The 16,838-nt window shown below is 64.8% G+C and carries 17 protein-coding genes; 9 read left to right on the forward strand and 8 right to left on the reverse strand.

The features are described 5' to 3' along the window. Positions 1-2: 2 nt before the first annotated feature. From ACF07B_RS07045 to ACF07B_RS07055, 3 genes are all read left to right on the forward strand, one after another. On the forward strand, positions 3-539 hold the full coding sequence (locus tag ACF07B_RS07045) for a hypothetical protein (protein ID WP_392178058.1): 537 nt from the start codon (positions 3-5) through the stop codon (positions 537-539). A gap of 180 nt (positions 540-719) precedes the next feature. Continuing rightward, on the forward strand, positions 720-1,190 hold the full coding sequence (locus ACF07B_RS07050; protein ID WP_392178059.1) for a hypothetical protein: 471 nt from the start codon (positions 720-722) through the stop codon (positions 1,188-1,190). After that, entirely contained in the window at positions 1,187-1,732 is a 546-nt protein-coding gene (locus tag ACF07B_RS07055; RefSeq protein WP_392178060.1) for a hypothetical protein, read from the forward strand. Before ACF07B_RS07050 ends, ACF07B_RS07055 begins: the two co-directional genes overlap by 4 nt. Before the next feature lie 294 nt (positions 1,733-2,026). On the opposite strand, the gene ACF07B_RS07060 is transcribed toward ACF07B_RS07055, so the two are convergent. Then, positions 2,027-2,224, reverse strand: a complete 198-nt coding sequence (locus tag ACF07B_RS07060; protein WP_392178061.1) for a hypothetical protein — start codon at positions 2,222-2,224, stop codon at positions 2,027-2,029. A gap of 691 nt (positions 2,225-2,915) precedes the next feature. On the opposite strand from ACF07B_RS07060, the gene ACF07B_RS07065 reads away from it, so the two are divergent. Beyond that, positions 2,916-3,776 carry a helix-turn-helix domain-containing protein gene (locus tag ACF07B_RS07065; protein ID WP_392178062.1) on the forward strand — a complete coding sequence of 287 codons (861 nt, stop codon included), beginning with the start codon at positions 2,916-2,918 and terminating at the stop codon, positions 3,774-3,776. A 74-nt stretch (positions 3,777-3,850) separates the two neighbouring features. Then, positions 3,851-4,306: a hypothetical protein gene (locus ACF07B_RS07070; RefSeq protein ID WP_392178063.1), complete on the forward strand. Its 456-nt coding sequence runs from the start codon at positions 3,851-3,853 to the stop codon at positions 4,304-4,306. 267 nt (positions 4,307-4,573) lie between these two features. On the opposite strand, the gene ACF07B_RS07075 is transcribed toward ACF07B_RS07070, so the two are convergent. Next, positions 4,574-4,774, reverse strand: a complete 201-nt coding sequence (locus ACF07B_RS07075) for a DUF397 domain-containing protein (RefSeq protein WP_392178064.1) — start codon at positions 4,772-4,774, stop codon at positions 4,574-4,576. Between the two features lie 1,318 nt (positions 4,775-6,092). On the opposite strand from ACF07B_RS07075, the gene ACF07B_RS07080 reads away from it, so the two are divergent. Together ACF07B_RS07080 and ACF07B_RS07085 are read left to right on the forward strand one after the other, a co-directional pair. Continuing rightward, entirely contained in the window at positions 6,093-6,722 is a 630-nt protein-coding gene (locus ACF07B_RS07080; RefSeq protein WP_392178065.1) for an RNA polymerase sigma factor, read from the forward strand. Then, entirely contained in the window at positions 6,719-8,008 is a 1,290-nt protein-coding gene (locus ACF07B_RS07085; RefSeq protein ID WP_392178066.1) for a sugar transferase, read from the forward strand. The genes ACF07B_RS07080 and ACF07B_RS07085 overlap by 4 nt, the downstream gene beginning before the upstream one ends. A 492-nt stretch (positions 8,009-8,500) precedes the next feature. On the opposite strand, the gene ACF07B_RS07090 is transcribed toward ACF07B_RS07085, so the two are convergent. The 3 genes from ACF07B_RS07090 to ACF07B_RS07100 form a co-directional block, all read right to left on the reverse strand. Continuing rightward, a complete protein-coding gene (locus ACF07B_RS07090; RefSeq protein WP_392178067.1) occupies positions 8,501-8,746 on the reverse strand; it encodes a transposase in 246 nt (81 codons plus the stop codon). A gap of 281 nt (positions 8,747-9,027) precedes the next feature. Then, positions 9,028-10,215: a sigma-70 family RNA polymerase sigma factor gene (locus tag ACF07B_RS07095; RefSeq protein WP_392178068.1), complete on the reverse strand. Its 1,188-nt coding sequence runs from the start codon at positions 10,213-10,215 to the stop codon at positions 9,028-9,030. After that, positions 10,215-10,574, reverse strand: a complete 360-nt coding sequence (locus ACF07B_RS07100) for a hypothetical protein (protein ID WP_392178069.1) — start codon at positions 10,572-10,574, stop codon at positions 10,215-10,217. Before ACF07B_RS07100 ends, ACF07B_RS07095 begins: the two co-directional genes overlap by 1 nt. A gap of 636 nt (positions 10,575-11,210) precedes the next feature. Between ACF07B_RS07100 and ACF07B_RS07105 the strand changes: the two genes are divergently transcribed. Next, a complete protein-coding gene (locus ACF07B_RS07105) occupies positions 11,211-11,420 on the forward strand; it encodes a hypothetical protein (RefSeq protein ID WP_392178070.1) in 210 nt (69 codons plus the stop codon). Positions 11,421-11,596: 176 nt separating this feature from the next. Further along, positions 11,597-13,057 carry a hypothetical protein gene (locus ACF07B_RS07110; RefSeq protein WP_392178071.1) on the forward strand — a complete coding sequence of 487 codons (1,461 nt, stop codon included), beginning with the start codon at positions 11,597-11,599 and terminating at the stop codon, positions 13,055-13,057. Positions 13,058-13,319: 262 nt separating this feature from the next. Here the strand turns inward: ACF07B_RS07110 and ACF07B_RS07115 are convergent, their stop codons facing one another. From ACF07B_RS07115 to ACF07B_RS07125, 3 genes are all read right to left on the reverse strand, one after another. Next, entirely contained in the window at positions 13,320-14,099 is a 780-nt protein-coding gene (locus ACF07B_RS07115) for a hypothetical protein (protein ID WP_392178072.1), read from the reverse strand. Between the two features lie 596 nt (positions 14,100-14,695). Beyond that, on the reverse strand, positions 14,696-15,829 hold the full coding sequence (locus ACF07B_RS07120; RefSeq protein WP_392178073.1) for an IS630 family transposase: 1,134 nt from the start codon (positions 15,827-15,829) through the stop codon (positions 14,696-14,698). A gap of 85 nt (positions 15,830-15,914) precedes the next feature. Then, a complete protein-coding gene (locus tag ACF07B_RS07125) occupies positions 15,915-16,463 on the reverse strand; it encodes an N-acetyltransferase (RefSeq protein WP_326666631.1) in 549 nt (182 codons plus the stop codon). Positions 16,464-16,838: the final 375 nt, after the last annotated feature.

Consider the following 16,838-nt stretch of genomic DNA (forward strand, 5'->3'; position numbering starts at 1 on the left):
AGGTGACCGACGACGCCGTCATATGGAACCGGCTCGCCGCCTTGCTGCCGGAGACCGAAGCCCAGGAGGTCAAAGACTGCTGGAGCATCGGAGAGCAGGAGGCGGGACTTGGCCTGCTCCTCTCCGGCATCCTCGGCTACCAGGTGCCGATCAGCGAGACAGACAGGGCCCAGATCTCTGTTCTCGCGGAGACCTGGGGCGAGCGAGAGGCCCTCACGCCCCAGATCCTTCAGTGCCGTGATGAAGGCAGACCGGGCCCCCTGAAGCTGATCGAAAGCGACGAAAACACCGTCCACGAGGCAATCGGTGAGGCCGAGGACCTGGCCGGTCTCGTGCTCGTCCCCTGGATCGCCTGCACGAAATGCGGCCAGGTCCTGATGCGCGCCCATTCCCGAGAAAGCTGGGGAAATCTCTCCTACCTGGCGCGGCACTACGTCATCACGACGCCGAACCGGGCCACCGTCTTGCTGCTGTTCCCTGGCGACTCCGCCGACGCGGCCTTCGCTTCCCTCCAGCGTGCATGTTCAGACACACCATAAGAAACAACGTCTAAGGCCAAGGAGTCCTGGCCGAGCACGTGTGAGCGCTGCGGTGCAGACATCGATCCGACGTACGACAGCATCGCCTCCAAGGCACGACGATTCGGTGACGCACCACGCGGCTGCAGAGGCTGTGCAGACCGTGCGCTGGCCGAGAAATTCCGGCTGGACGAGGCGGAATTGGCAAAGACGATCGCCCTGGCCAACATCAAGCCGCTGGAGCCGTACACGAACAACAGCGGCCGGATGGAATGCATCTGCCTCAACGAGGGCTGCCCGCGTCAGGGCAGGCCCGTCAAGGTATTGATCAAGGCGGTCCGGCGAGGTGCGATGGCCTGCAAGTACTGCGCACGGCGCGCCATCGATCCCGATGAGGCCGTCGCCACCATGCGGGAGAGGGGCCAGGTGGAGCCGAGTGCTCTCTATGTCCGGGTGGATGATCCGTGGCTGGGTATTTGTCTGCGCTGTCAGCGCAGCGTGCACCCCCGCCTGCACGACGTGATGCAGGGGCAAGGAGCCTGTCTTCACTGCGCTCCGGACACGCCGCTGTCCAAGAAGCAGGCGTGGCAGCGCGCGCTCGTCTACCGGTTCCGCCCCAGCGATCCGGAGGGCTTCCAAAGCACCACATCCCCTGGGCGGGGACCTGTATGAGCTGTGACGGTCCGGTGAACCCGTGCCTGGGCAACCTCTACCGCGGCCAGGGCGCCTGCAGCCCCCGCGCGTGCAAGATCACCGGCTTCAAGGACAGTGAACCGGCTCTTGTCTATCTGCTGCAGCGGACGACCGGGCCCGCCATGGCGAAGATCGGCATCTGCGAGGACTCGGTACGCAACACCAGGCTGCAGCTCCACGTACGCAACGGCTGGGAGGTTCTGTACACGCGCCCGTTCAGGGTGGGGCTACATGCGCGGCTGGTGGAGGGGGCCATCAAAACGGTTGTGGTTCGACGAACGCGGCTGGCAGAACGGGGGGCTCGCGGCGAGAGGCGTAGCGACGGCTACACGGAGACGGTCCTGCTGAAGGATGATGAGCGCAGCGATCCGTGGTCGGTTGTGACAGCCCTGGCGCTGTGGATGGATGTTCTGGCCGAGGTCGAGAGACTGGGCTTCGATCTGGACCAGCAGCGTCTGGAGGTAGGCGCCGACGGTTCGCTGGCCGCCGAGGACGCAGGATTTCCTTCGCTGCAGTCGTAGCCGACGCGGCCGACGCTGGCCGGCACGCCAAACTGATGCCGCACAGACCTCGGGCTCATCTCCTGCGATAAGGGCTGCATCGTGACCAGCACAGAATCTGCTGGGAAGTACTTGCCCACCATCTGGTGAGGCCTGCGGGAAGCCCTCGTGCCGATGGCTGCCGCAGCTGGCAGGTCGGCGCTCGACGCCTTCAGCCGTGTCACCGGCCAACCAACTTGGCTGCCTCGGTGAGATCGTCCACCACCCAGGCGGCACACGCCTGCAGCAACTCCTCGGCCGTGTGCGAGCCGGTAGTCACCCCGATCCGTGGTACGCCGGAGTGCCGGATCGCCTCCATATCCAGCGCTGCGCCAAGGCCCAGTAGGACGAGTGCAGCGATGACGGGTCACCACCCTCCACGGACGCCGCCAGGTCACCGATGCCGAAGGGCGCCGGCTCGGTGGCGACCCCGCCGATCTCCAGGCTGCGCTGCCACGGCGCGTTGAGCCTCACCGAGGGACAGACCGCGGTTCATCTGGCGCACGATCTCGACCTTGCTGAGAAGCCCGTAGTTCCGTCCCTCCTGCGGCAGGTAAACCATCGTGCCGCCGGGGCGGGTCGCAGCCAGCTAATGATCGGCGTCGATCTGCTCGCGGCAGTCGCCCATCCGCGAGGCGAAGGCTGCACTGGTCACACACTGTCCTTGCAGGCGGAGAAGGGTGGTTCGTCCGGGCCGGGACGTCGCGGGGCTACATAGGGTCCTTTGCCTGGCCAGCTGAGAGCATGGATCGCGACGGGGCCGTAGGCCGTGTCCATCACCACGGACTCGGTCCTGCAGGTACTGGGCCCGCGCCACTGCCACACGCGGTTTGCTGAGCCTCCGCATTACGTGGATCTGGTGGGCGCATTCCAGCGTGCGACGGGTTGCGCGCCGTGGAGCTGCGCGCCCCTTCGCGCCCCTGCGCGCCAACAGTGCGAAAAAGATGGGCTGTTCGGGAGCGCAGGCACAGGCTGTGACGTTGAGCGAGGCAGGTCGTACTGCAGCGCAGGTCGCCGCAGGCCCTTCCTCAGAGTGTGACGCTCCACTCATTGGCCGTTTGGCTCTATGCAGAAAGCTTGGAGCATAATGAGCTAGGCAATGAGCTAGGAACTTTCTGTGCATGGCCGATCAGGTTCGGGGTACGTGCGCGGAGAAGGAGCGGCGATGACACATCAGATTGACCCCAGCTTGAACCGGCGCAAGCTACGTATCGCACTGCGCCGGGCGCGTGAGCACGCACATCTGAGCCAGCGGGAGGCAGCCGAGCAGATCGAATGGTCCCAGTCGAAGCTGATCCGGGTCGAAACCGGCACGGTCGGCGTGTCCGTCAGTGACCTCCGTGCACTGCTGGGGTTGTACGGGGTGAGGGATCCCGAACAGGTCGAGGATCTGGAACAGGCGGCGCGGGGCAGCAAGGGGCCGAGCTGGTGGTCGGGTTATCACGAGGTCATCACCCCGCAGTTCGCCCAGTACCTGGGATATGAGGGTGCAGCGGATTCTCTGCACACGTATCACCCCATCGTGGTGCCTGGGCACTTGCAGACCCGCGCTTACGCAGAGGCCCTCCTCACTCCTCGCAATCTGGAGGAGAGCATGTTCAGCAGGATCGTGGACCTTCGCATGGAGCGGCAGCAGCGGATGTTCGACGACTCGAGGAGGCCCGCTTGCGTGTTCGTGCTCGACGAAGCGGCCGTACGACGTCAGGTCGGAGGCAAAGGGGTGCTTGAAGAACAGCTGAGCTTCCTGCTCGATCTCGGAAGCCGCCCCGAGGTCTCCGTGCGAGTGCTCCCCTTCGAGGCGGGAGCGCACTACAGCACGCTGGGCAGCTTTGTCCTGCTGGGCTTTCCCGATGACGACGATCTTCTCTATCTCGAGCATGCCGCCGGCAGCATGACCGGCGGCGAGGACCTGAGCCTGCTGGCGCGTTACCAGGAGTGCTTCCGGGAGGTCACCGATAGGGCGCTCGACGAGTCAGAGTCGGCCGACCTGATCAGCCGTGTCCAGCAGGACCTCGGCGTCCATTAACAGCCGGGGTGACGAGGGGCAGGGAGGGCCGAAGCGTGGTCTTCAGGCCGATATGGCAGCACATGTTGGAGTGGATGCAGACGAGCACGCCCGTTGACACTGATCCAACGGGCGGCAAGACCGACGAAATCCTCGAGGAGCAGGCCATCAAGGATCCTGAGAAGGCGCGGAGCCTGATCGCGAGGGAGAACGCCCAGTCCGAGAACGACGCTCGGCTGCCCGAACTGAACTGGCCGAAGAAACTACAGATACTCGCTCTTGCGGGAGCGATATGCCTGATAGTTCTGATGATCCTCGTGGCTGGCGCCGTCGCAGGCGCCCTGTTCGTCATAGACAAGGCAGCCCGCCTGAAGTTGCCCTGGCCGCCGGCTGGCACGAGCACTCTGACCCTCGTCGGCGCCAGCCTATTGGGCGCGGCAGCCTGGCGGGTGGGGCAGGCAGTACTGCGCCGACGGACGACGCGCGCTAGTGCGGCGAACCCGCCTGAGAGCCGTACGGAAGACGATCAGAATCCAGTGGGGGCACCGTAGTAGACACGCCAGCGCGCCACAGACCGGCACTGACCGCCACGATCATGGCCACGGAGACCCACAGAACTCTCTTGAAGACAACGCTGTCTACCACCATGGACGCTGCAGATGCTGCCAGCGTGGCGACAAGACCGACGGCGAGGGTGAAAGTGATGGCTCCGCCCACCGCCGCAGACCGGCTGCGGGTCTTACGACCCAGACACTGAACGGCCGACGCTTCGGCGCCCATCCGTCCCCCTCCCCTTTGCCGCTGGCTGGTTAAAAACGTCACGGCTTCGGTAACTCCCCTGCCCTCACAGCGTCCATGAATGCAGACCAGACGCCAGTGGTAAACATTAAAGCGGGCCGGGCAAGAGTCTTCGAATCGCGGGCAAGGACCAAGTCACGTCCCACCGCGACCTCCACGCACTCGCTCTCGTTGCCGCATCTACTGCTCCTGCGCCACAAGGGTTTCCCCCCATGCACCACTCAGTTCCCCCCGATCCCCCGATCCGCCCGGATGGTGCGCAGCAACTCTAGTGGACGGTTGTGCACTGCCGCAGAGCAACGGCCGGATCGCTCCGTCCGTCTACAACGAACAGCGCTCATAAGGCTACCCACAGCTACCAAGGGCAAGGTTACGGTTGCTGGAACGCAGCCGCTATACGGGAACAGGCCGATATGGCATACCTCTCCAGCAGCCGCCTCCCGCGCGCAACAGCGCGCCCCCTAGGGGTTGTTGACACCCCCTGGTCAACATGTCCGCCGAATGCACCGGCACGGGTCACCTTCCTCAGGGCCCCTGCCTGCCCGATACGCGTTCGTGCGGGAGGGCAGGGTTTCGAAGCAACGCAACCCATATCCCGCCGCAGCGAGCTCGCAGTGCCGCTCTGCCTGCCGAGACGGCGGGCAGGCGCATCATGGCTGATCATCGGTCGCACATAGAACGGACTGGGGCATACTTAGCTGGCGCCCTCCCCCATCTATCCACCGGCTCCGCGCCCGTGCGACAGCTGCCCTACCGGCGCGATACGCCCTCCGGAATCTGGGCCCATGGGGAGCACGAGAACTGCGCCCTTAGATCCCCCACCCCGCAGCAAGCCGTCGGTTCTCTTCCCGTGCCACCAGTGTGACGCGAACAGCCCTTGCCGCCGCACCTGCGCAGGCCGGACGGACGCCTCCTGGCCCTGCGTGTCGCTCTGTTGGAAAGCCGCATGGACGCAGGGACTGTCCACGCCGCGGCCGAATCCGGTCTCCGGGGCCTCTGTTCGGCTCCGGCAGCGAAGCCGCCGAACCACGGCCAAGCCCACATCCAGCATCTCGACAACACCGCCGCACATCTGGTCATCAAGATCATCCAAAATCGGAACTGGCCCGTGCGCACTCCGTAGGAGCAAGCCGGCCGCGGCAGGCCACCCCGCCAAGGCGGCCGTATCTCTGCGTCGGGAGCGGTCTACGACGGCGTCACCCGTGGCGGCTTTCCGCGCGCCGAGGGCCGCTGACGGACGTCAGCCGAGCTGAAATCCCGTTCCTGTCCGGTGAACCCGCCCTCCGGCAGCGGCCTCCGTCCCTTTCATACCCGCGACTGCGGGAGCACCTGGTCAAGGTGCCGATCAGTGGTCCTGACGGGCCGGGCTGGGGACGGATCCGGCGGCCGCTCATCGCGGGCGAGACAAAAGATCTTGGTCCCTGATTGCACGTTCGGCGATGTCGTCGCCCCTCGTAGGCATGAACGTGAAGCGGACTGGGACAGGGATGTCTCGTGCGGTGGCCTAGGGGGACGCGTGGCCCGGACGGCGGCAGCGACGTGCCGCCCGGGCAGGAGGTAGTACCCAAGAGCGCGGCCATTTTCCCGAAGCAGGGCCGCCGGCGCACCAGGAAGAAGATTCAGCCTCTCACGGACGACGAGCAAAAGAAGTATGACGATTTCTATCGCTCCGAGTTCTCCCCTCTGACGAGACATGTGATTTTTTTGGGTGGCACTCACGAGGAAGCCAAAGATGCAGCGCAGTCCGCTCTCATCGATCTGCTGCAGAATTGGTACACCGTGCAGGCGCCACGCCCCTGGTGCCGCAAGGCGGCAGCGCACCATTTTCTGCGCAGCGACATAAAGGAAAACAAGGCCGATCTGTCGGCGCGTAATGATTTCATTGCACGTCGCGGATCAGATGATTCCTATGTACTGCGCAGCCCGCTTGAAGAGTGGGAATTCGTTGTTAATTTTGTCGAGAATCACCTGGTAGGCAACCAGCGGCGGGTGATGGCTTGGAATATCGACGGGTTCGAGCCACAAGAAATCGCCAGGCAGTTGGGCATGTCCCCGGCTACGGTGCGCTCGAATCTTCGTCACGCAAGGAAGAAGCTGGCTACCGCACTCGGAAAGGAATATCCGGAGCTGGCTAGGTCAGCGGGGGATGCCGAGGGGAAGCAGAAATGAAGAATTGGATGTGGGATTCCGGAGACGGTGTGGTGGGGTCGGCCGAGCGGAGCGAGGCCGGGCTGACGGAGGAAGAAGCAGACCGCGTAAACGCCTACGAGGCGCGCCTCCATGAGGCCACGAGCTATCTCGCCACGGAGCAGGAGGTGGATGAGCTTCTCCTCCAGGCGAAGATCGAAGTCGCACGCCGTAACGCCATCGCAGCGCATCAGGGAGTTCTCGCCAGTTCTCCTCCGCGCGAGGCAGAAGTAAGAAAGAAGAGGTCTCCTCTTCGCACCGTTGCGGAGATGGGAGTGTCACTCCTGGGGGATATCATTTCCCTCTGGATTGTCTTCATGGTGATGTATTTCACCGTAGCACCGCACTTGAACGCGATCAATGACATCGCGAGGGTCCTGATTTTCGCCGGAGCCGGCATGACCGCCGGGGCGGTTTCCTCAAATCTCCGCCGCTCCTTTAAGCGTCGCCAGGACCGGGCCGGAGCGATTCACTCCCAGTTCGAGCCATGGTGGCGCGAGCGTATGGAAATCTTGGCCAAAGGCGTGGGAAGCGTTAAGCTGCCGCCTCTCATGCGGGTCATCGACATCGCTTTTTCGGTTGTTTCGATGGCAAGCATGAGTATCCCCCTGGCGATCGGCTACCTCTTGGTCAAGAGCAAGGGAAGGGATGCCCTGGAGCGGCAGCCACGGGTCGGTCAGGGTGGGCGCGTTTTCATGCGCTATAAGTTCAACGTGCACGCCAGTGAGAGCGGGGCACCAGCGACACATTCGGATCTCTTCCTGATAAGGTCGGGAATCGAGCAGCTGCCACGGCTGTGGAATCTTTTCAATGGAGATCTCACCCTCGTCGGCCCGAAGCCCGAGAACCCTTCCCTGGCCATTCGGTATCCGCAGTCCTGCCGGTGGGTCTTCGCGTATCGACCGGGCCTGACGGGACCTGTCAGTCCCGAGCTACGAACGTGGCTGACCGTGAACAAGTTCGACGCCGATACCTATCTCACACGGATCGTGCCGCTCCAATCGGCATACGACCGGTACTACTTCGCGCTGCCGACGGTAGGACAGCTCTGCATCATGGCCAGGGCGCTCCTGTTGTTGATGGTGCCCCTGATCGTGGAGAACATGATGTTGTCGGAGCGATCGCGCACCTCGCACGGACACAAGGGCGAGAAGGCACAGAACCGTGCCATGCCTGTGATGCCGGCATCGGGCGGTATCCCTGCCGGCGAGCAGGTCAGTCAGGTGACGAAGTGGTCACGGCACGAGTACGACCAGGCTTTCGCCTAGCGCGAGCACAAGGTGGGCGTTTCGCCCTGACCTGGCGTCTATGCGGTGCTCTGCTCCGGGTGCTCGCTGATGCTCGATCAGGAAAACCCATTATTGAAGGGGGTGGGCCCCGCCCGTTCGGGCGGGGCCCACCCCCTTCAGTCTTGCGGCAGATCACTGAGAAGCCGGTCCTGCAGCAGGACGGGCGGCGCTCTGTGACGAGGCTCTTCGCCCCAAACACCTTCTCCGGGCTACCCGTCGTTCCGCCCTCTCAAAGTTCGAAGCCTCCGGTCCGCGCTGTGCCCAGTAATCGTCCCGAGTCTGCGGTAGCAGATGAGGGTGCTCGCGAAGCTAGAGAAGGCGAGGTAGTGCTCGGCCTTGCGTTCGTGGCGGGGTGGGGTCGGCGGCAGGTGGCCGGCCAGGGCATGGCCCATTTGGTGGTCCAGCAGTGTCGTCCGAGCCGCCGCGACAGGGACGAGGCGGTGGAGCTTGGCCCCCCAATCTGACCTTCGTCTACTCGGTGAACCGGCGGTGGGCCGTTGCACCGGATGGTCCGGATGATGCCGCGGGCAGCTGCTGCCACGTACAGCCCGACGTCGCTGTGAACAACGTCGCCGCCAGAACATCCCGATCACCGTGTCGACGTCGGCCACGACCCTGCGGCCGCCACGGCGTCTCCGGCACCGCTCGAACAGCCAGCCAGATGCGACGACCTCTTAGTGTCCCTCGCACAGGGTCTGGCCTGTGACAACTGTCCATAGCATGCGGCCTGTCCAACGGCAGCCGAGGCACGCTTCGAGAGCCTGTATGGCGGTGTGCCACCGAGATTCCCAACTTTTCGCTGTGGGTGTAAACGGTTCAGTGTGCTGCAGCACTTATGAACAATGAGACAGGCAGCCGCTTCAGTGCCTGCCTCGACTCCAGCCACTGGTTGGAGGAGGGTCTGGCGCTCCCCGCTCTCGCCAAAGGATAGGGGCGCCAGACTCCTGCATGCTGAGGCCCTCGGCAGCCCAGCTTGGGCTGCCGAGGGCCTCAGTGCACTATCCGTTGCTCCAGAAGGCACGGGGTAACGCCGTCTGCAGCTTGCTGCGCAACCGGTAGCGCTGCACACGAATCGTGGCCGGAGCAACGCCCAGCGCATCAGCTATGAGGTCGTTGTCGTGTCCGGCAGCTGCCAGGAGCAAGATGGCGAGCTGTTGCTGGGACAGGTGAGGCGCGATCTGCTCAGAGATGCAGCGGCTGAGCCATTCCTCCTGGAGCACCTGGTCGAAGTCGTCCGGCTGCAGCCGCAAGCTGTGCTCAGCGAACATCATCAGCCGGATGTCCTCGGTGGGAGAGGCGAATCTGTATCGCCGTATGGTGGCCTGCCGGATCTTCATGCTTTCGTTGCGAGTGATCTTGAAGAGGTAGGCCTCGACGTACTCCATCTGCCGGATGCGGCCCCAGTTCCCCAGCACAGCGATCCAGACCGTCTGCATCACATCGTCTACATCGCTGCTGTGCCCTGATCCCAGAATGCGGCTGGCGTACCGGCGAAGCCGGGGATGGAAGTCTCTGTAGAACGCATCGAATTGGCCGGTTTCCCTGGGAAGGTCGCCTTCGACGGTCGTCAGGCGCTCAAGGAGGTGGTGCGCCACAGACATCGGCGTGGAGGATGCACTCATCGACGACGGCTCTAGTACTAGTCCGGTGATGTGCGTGAGCTGCTCTCGTAGCTGGTGGACGTCTGCGGTGACGAGACCGAGGTCGCGGAAGGACCGTTCGGCATCCATCGTCTCGGCTTGACGCTGTCCGAGGATCTGGCTCGTCACCTCCAAAACCCAGCACACGGCGACCTCAAGGCGCCGGGCGGAAGGCAGGCGGCGCAGTGCGCAGACGCGTGTCTGCGTGGAGGGGGACGCACCGGGAGCGGAGGGAGGTGGCTGCCCCTGAAGCCGGCTGAGCGCTTCGAGGATGGCGTATCCGACGGTCTGTCGCACGCACTGCCTCGCCCGGTAATCATGCGAGCTGCTGGTCCAGGCTTCCGCGGCCTTCTCCCAGGCATCCTGCAGTACATGCTCGACGTCGTCGCTCTCCCAGGAGGGCCCCAGATGCCAACGCACCTGTCGGCGCAGTCGGGGTTGCAACTCCTGGTAGAGCTCCAGCATCTCCCTGGGCAGGCCGAAGGCCTGCTGCCTGCCTTCATCGGCAGGCAGCAGGCGCTCCGGGTGTTCGCTGCGGCGTCCCATCAACTACCGCTGCTGCCAGCGGAGTTCGTCGGCGCTTGCGCGGCGACGCGCCTGTGACGGCGCCTGCGGAACCAGGCCAGGACGCTCAGCAGCGTGCTGGCGATGATCGACACTGTTGTCAGCACGGGAGCGATCTGCCGCGCGAACTCGGTGACCTCCGCCCACCGCCACTCCAGCAGCAGTCCCGTTCCGGTGCCGAGAACCAGCAGCAGGCTGATCACGACAAACCAGTAATGATCTTGAATCCAGATATCGATGGCCGCGATCGCCCGGCGGACCGCGTCCATCGCATGCCTGGCGCCCCGCACAGCGGACTGCGAGATTCCGCGTGTACGTTCAACCAGTTGCGGACGGTGCATGGGAAACATCCTTCAGGGTCGGGGGCCAGTCCGACCCGCCGGTGCCATCGGAGAGACAACCGCCTCCGGCGACACCGGCGGTTGGAGGAGACCTCGGCTCACGCGCTCTCGCCACAAGATTTCGTGAGTCCGAGGCCCTGCATGGCCCGGTCGATGTTCATCGACTAGGGGCCAGGGAGGCGTCCCGCGTGCAATGAGCCGCCTGACGCCCTTCCGAGTAGCAGCAGTTGAAACTACGAATATCCAAAATAATCATTACTTCAGCCATTCCTGTAGGTTCGGTGCCCCTCATGCCATTTGTTACTAATTTCCAATTCCGGGTGGCAGGGAGGCCAGCTCGTCAGGTCGGCACATCCGGGCCCACCCCGCCGGTCGGCGAGGCGCCCCAAGAGCGTGAGCGGGACTGGCCCTTGACGCCTCCCAGCCTTTGTCGGGGAATCCCTCCAAAGCGTGGACGGCGCGGTCCTCGCCAGGTGATCGATGTGTGGTGACGCCGGTTCGGGGCCATTCCGGCCCGGACCCGCTCACTTCACCGGCTTGGGCCCGCAGGGGCCGACGCGCCCTGTTGCGACAAGCCGTTGCCCGATCAGTCGCAACTCGTCCGTTCGCTGATCGTCGGCGCGCAGCACCATCGTCATGGCTGCCTCCCGGCAGCGACCAGCGTCGGCGCTCGGGTGCCGTCAGTCCGTCTTCGGCTGCCTTCAAGCCGCTCGCTTCGTGGACGAGGCGTGCGAACTCCAGGTGCCAAATCACCGGCTCGGTGAGATAGCGGTCCAGCAGACGGTCGGCATGTTCCAGGTGGCGAACGAGCAGCCCGACGACCAGGATCCTGGCCGGAATCCCTAGATCGGCTCCCTCTCCGGGAACACGCCAACTGCGTTGCCACCCAAGGTAATACTGCGTCCGCGGAGATCTCGGACAGGTACTCTCGAAGGGCCTCACCGGGGGGAGGTTCGCTTCCGGCTGCTGCTGCCGCCGATGGCCCCCGGAAGAGCTACCTCAAACCCCGTGAAGGACATTCCATGAACGCTGACGCCCCGCAGAACCTGCCCGCATCCGTTGAGCGGAAGGATCTGGTGAGCGCGGCACGCGCCGACCTGGTGGCGTTCGAAGAGTTCATGCTCACGGTGCTCGATGAGTGGGGCCTGCCGACCGACAGCATCATCGTCAGCCCCGGCGACCGCCACGTCCTGCTCAAGAACACCCCGGACATCCTCAACGAACTCGACGCCGAGCAGTTGGCGCGGTCGCCCTACATCTCCAGAATGATCATCGCTGGGGCGGCCGGCCTGTTCGACGCCGCCCTGAGCTACCTCTGGGACGAGACGATCACCCAGTTGCGGGACCGGGTCGCGGATTTCGACGTGGCCTACTTCTTCGACCTCGCCGAGGCCGACCCGGCCCGCCGGGCGTCCCTGCAGACCCGTGACGACCTCTCGAAGATCAACGACGCAGCGCTGCTGGACGCTGCCAAGAAGATCCAGCTCGTCAGCGACGTCGCTCACCAGCAGCTGACCCACATCAACTACATGCGCAACCACGCGAGCGCCGCGCATCCGAACGTGGAGAAGCTGACGGGCCTGAAGCTCGCCGACTGGCTGCAGACCTGCATCCGGGAAGTCATGCAGCTCAAGACCCGACCCGTCGTCGCGGAGATCGGAAGGCTTCTCCACAACGTCAAGGCCGCAGCACTCGCCGACACCGAGCTGAAGAATGCGGCCACCTTCTTCGACGGACTCCCGCAGGAGCAGGCGAACAACCTGGCCAACGGCCTCTTCGGGATCTACACGCCGCCCACGGCTGACCCGCACGTCCTGGACAACGTCCGGCTGCTCTGGCCCGAGCTCTGGCCGTTCATCAGCGAGGACACCCGCCGCGAGCTCGGAGTGAAGCTCGCGCGCTTCCGGGCCAACGCGGACAAGGACCGGGCTGACCGGGCCAAGGAGCTCCTGGAGCTGGTCGACGGCGGCGCGGCCTACCTTCCTGAGTCCGACCGGCTCGTCGAGATCCAGGAGGCCTTGGACGACCTTACGCGCGCGCACCAGGGGACGAACAACTTCTACAACGAGCCGCCGGTCGCGCGGCGCCTCCGCGACGTCGTCGGCCGCCACGGCGAGGTGCCCAAGCTCCTGACAGCCCCCTACGTCGCCACGCTCGTGAACGTCTTCCTGACCAACGGCTACGGCGTCGCTTGGAACGCAGAGCCGTACTACATCGAGCTCATCAAGCGGTTCGACGGTCCGCAGGCCGCCTACGCGCTCCGGTCCTTCGCCTTCCGGTCCATCATCCCGAAGCTGGATGCCACGCTGTCTCAGGCGAAGTGGGTCGAGCTGGTGGAGCTCGTGGCGCCCAAGCTCACCGAGCGGGGAGACCGCGTCATGCTTGAGCTGGTCCGGTCCTTCACAGGCACCCCCGACAAGCTCCGCACGGACTCGAAGATCACCGCACAGCTCAAGGTCTGGCGCGAGGCCAGAGGGATCTGATGCACCAGGGGGTCAGCCCGCCGGGCCAACCCCCTGCTCGACAATGTGGGTCACCCGATCAGGGCGGACGGAATACACCAAGCTGGCGATTCACCCGTTGTTCTGCCAGCCATCAAGCGGGCTTGGGAGCCGGGGTATCACACCCGGCGGTCGGTGGGACGCAGGTGGATCGAGAGTGGCCACCATTATCCAGCGCCCTCAGCGGAGACCACCGTGGTGCCTTCCCAGACTTGGGACTGCGACCTCCCCCGCTCTCAGCTCGTCACTCTGGAATTTCGCCCTCGATGATGGCCGTGATCTCGTCGCTGAAGAGCTGGACCCAGTTGTCCTGTTCCCGCCCGGTCAGCGGGTGACGCACGTGGGGAACGCCGCGGCGGCAGAGGTCGCGTAGATCGACCGCTGTGACGTCGTCGCCGTACTGGAGCCAGTCGTCCACGGTTGCCCATCCGAGGTTGTCGAAGACGGACTCGCCCATGTGCTCGTCGTACCCACGGTCGCTGGGTATCAGGGCCCACGCCAGCGGGCGGAAGTAGACCTCGGAGAACACGTTGTAGTACAGCCTGCGCCCCAGCACCCGGTAGTTGTTGAACATGCTGGCCAGGCGTGTCCACCTCAGGGGATACAGGGCCATGCGCAGCGAGGCTCCGTCGGGCAGCGCAATGTGAGAGCGGCGCTCGCGAAGGTCGACGGCGAGTCCCGGGAACATCACCCGTAGCTGTGGAGTGGTGGCGAACATCCCGATCAGGATCGACCGGGCGACCCGGCCTGGTGCGACGCGTACGGGCGGCGCTGGGGCAGCCCGCGGAAGGTACAGGAGCGAGCGCGCCCGCTGGTAGGTGTCCAGAGCCTTGGCGAAGTCGCCATAAGCGCTGTCGTAGTTCAGTCCTGCGAGACTGTTGCAGTCGCCGCAAAGTCCGCGCATCCACATGCCGCCCGCGTCGAGTCGGCCGATACTGCGTACGTTGTTGTGGACCCGAACGGTTGCACTGGTCACCTTGCCCCGGTTGCCAGCTACCTGCGGCGGCACATGCGCCTTCGTCATCCCGCGCACCTCACCGCACAGCCCACAGGGACGAAGTCCCGGCCTGCGCAGGTCAACACCCAACGTGCCCGGAGGCCGCTTGTCAGACATTCAAGGAGCGTAATGGGCCCTCACACCCGGTCGCTGGCCTTTTGTGCGCGCCGGGGCGAGACCGACCCGGCGCGCTGCACGTGCACCGTCGTGATGCCTGCGGCGCCGGTCGCGAACCGTCTCCTGCCCGCAGGCGCGCACCCGCCCTCTCCTCCGGTTTGTGATCACCTGGTGGGTGTTTCCGCTGCGGTGGCGAAAGCGCTGCGGATCGACGGGTGCTGGGCCTAGCCGTGAGACTTTTCCCAGGTCTCGGCCCCTTGAGCCCCTGACAGCCGGGGCGGTTCGGAGACGAATCGCCTGCGTCGGATGCCACACGGGTGTGGCCGGTCGCAACTGCCGCAGCCACCCTAAATCCGACAGTGCCAGCAGGACGGCCGTGCATGGCGAGCCGCCACCACTTCTGGGACGCCGCCCTCGCCAACTACGGAGATACAACACCCCGCTCGGGTGCACTTTGACGAACGCCGGCTTACTCCTGGCCTCCGCCTGCCCGCTCTAGTGCCGCATCAGGCAACGTTTGCCCTGTCGACCACTTCACGTAGCCGTTCGTCGGCGGCGTGCTTGTTCCGCCAGCTGATGTAGCGGCGGATCATGCTGCCCTGCTCTCTGTGGCTGGCGTGGTCCGTGCCGTCCAGGGCGAAGTAGCGCAGGGCGGTGAACTGGGCCTCGATGCGGTTCAGCCAGGAACTGTTGGTCGGTGTGTAGGCGAACTCGACGTTGTTGGCTGCGGCCCAGTCGCCGACCCGGGAGTCCTTCTTCGTGGTCAGGTGCGGGGAGAAGTTGTCGAGCACGATCGCGATCCGGATGTCCGACGGGTAGAGGCTGCGCAGGTAGCGGCAGAACTGAAGGAACCTCGCCCGGTTCTTCTTCGGCTTGATGTGGCCGTAGAGCTTGTCCTGGGCCAGGTCGTAGGCGGCGAACAGGTGCCGGACCCCGTGCGGGCGGGTGTAGGTAGCCCGGCGACGGGGTCTCGGCTCCCGGTCGGGGTCCTTGTGCCGTCCGCCGCGCTCGGCCCACTGTCGTCCGGGATGGGGCTGGAGGTTGAGCGGGCCGAACTCGTCCAGGCAGAAGATAACTTCCGGTTCGCCGTCCTCGGGTATGACCTCGCCGTCGGCGATCGCGTAGAGGTGCTCGACGCGGGCCTTCTTGGCGGCATAGTCCGGGTCGCGGGAGGTCTTCCAGGTCTTTATGCGTTGAAAGGACACGCCCTCCTCGCGGAGCAGGACCCGCAGGCCCTCGTGGCTGATGTCGTCGACCACCCCCTCGGCGACCAGGAAGTCGGCCAGCTTGGCCAGGCTCCAGGTCGAAAACGGCAGGCCGTGCTCGGCAGGCTTGGACTTGGCGATCTTCTTGATGTCGCGCCGCTCGGGCAGGGTGAACGTCCTGGGCCGGCCACCCTTGTACTTCGGGTAGAGCGCCTCGAAGCCGTCAGCGTTGAAGTTGTGGATCACGTCCCGAACCCGGTCCGCGCTGGTGAACGTCACCTCGGCGATCTTCGCCACGTGCATGCCCTGCGCGGACAGCAGCACCATCTGCGCCCGCCGCCAGGTCACCACCGACCCGGTGCCTCTGCGGATGATCCGCAGCAGGCGCCGCCCCTCGTCATCATCGATATCGCGGACGCGTACTCGTTCTGCCACCCGCACAGCCTGGCGACACCGCGCCGTCCGGACCAGCATCCAAACGGCGCGTCACGTCACAACACGGGTATCGGCGCTCGTGTCACTATGCGTTGGGGTCACGCAGGCCGACTGCATCATGCCGCCAGAACGGCTCTGCATAGACCAGTGTCCCCGTCATCCATGGCTCATGCTCCGGGAACCTGATGACCTGAAAGGCACCGTCCGGGATACGCAGGGATGGCTTTCGAAAGCCCAGGCCACCACCGGGCGCGAAGCCGAAACGCGAGTAATAGCCCGGATCACCCTCCAGGAAGACGAGGGGAACAGCCCGCTCGGCGAGGACCCCCAGTCCGTGTCGGACCAGGGCCGAGCCGATACCCCGCTTATGGAGGTCAGGCATCACTGCCAGCGGACTGAGGACTTGCACGTCAACCAGCCGGCGAGGGGCATCGAGAAGACTGCGGGTGAACATGACATGCCCGACGACCTGCCCGTCGTGCTCGGCGACCAGCGAGAGACCGTCCTCGGGTGTGATGGTCTCCCGCAGGGTATCGACCAGGTCGGCCACGACAAGGCCGTGGTCACCGAAAGCCTGCAGGTGAACATCCCGCACGGCCTGTCTGTCACTCGGAAGTTCTTCGCGAAGATCCATGCCCGGAGGGTAAAGGCCCCTCCGGATAGTTTGCACACGGTTTTGGAGCCGGAAGGACCCGCGGCCAGTGACCGCTCAGTTGCACACCGGCCCAGCGTCCGAACCGAACGCTCACTCCGACGGGGCGAAGGTTCGCTGATGCGGCACTAGGAGCGGCTCCCCACCCTCCCAAACCAAGATCAACTCTTCCGCACCCTACAGAACCCCAATCCCAAGAAATTATTCGTAGAGTTGAGACATTCTCGATAGGGATGCGGCATCCCAGTTCACAGGCTTGTCGCCGAGAGCCTCAGGAGCCCTTGCATCCCCTCAGAGCAGTTCAACCACTCAGATGACTCAACCTCAATTCCTATGAGTGCAGTTGAGATGTTGCAG

This window comes from Streptomyces sp. NPDC015532, assembly GCF_043078065.1.
Taxonomy (GTDB): Bacteria; Actinomycetota; Actinomycetes; order Streptomycetales; family Streptomycetaceae; genus Streptomyces.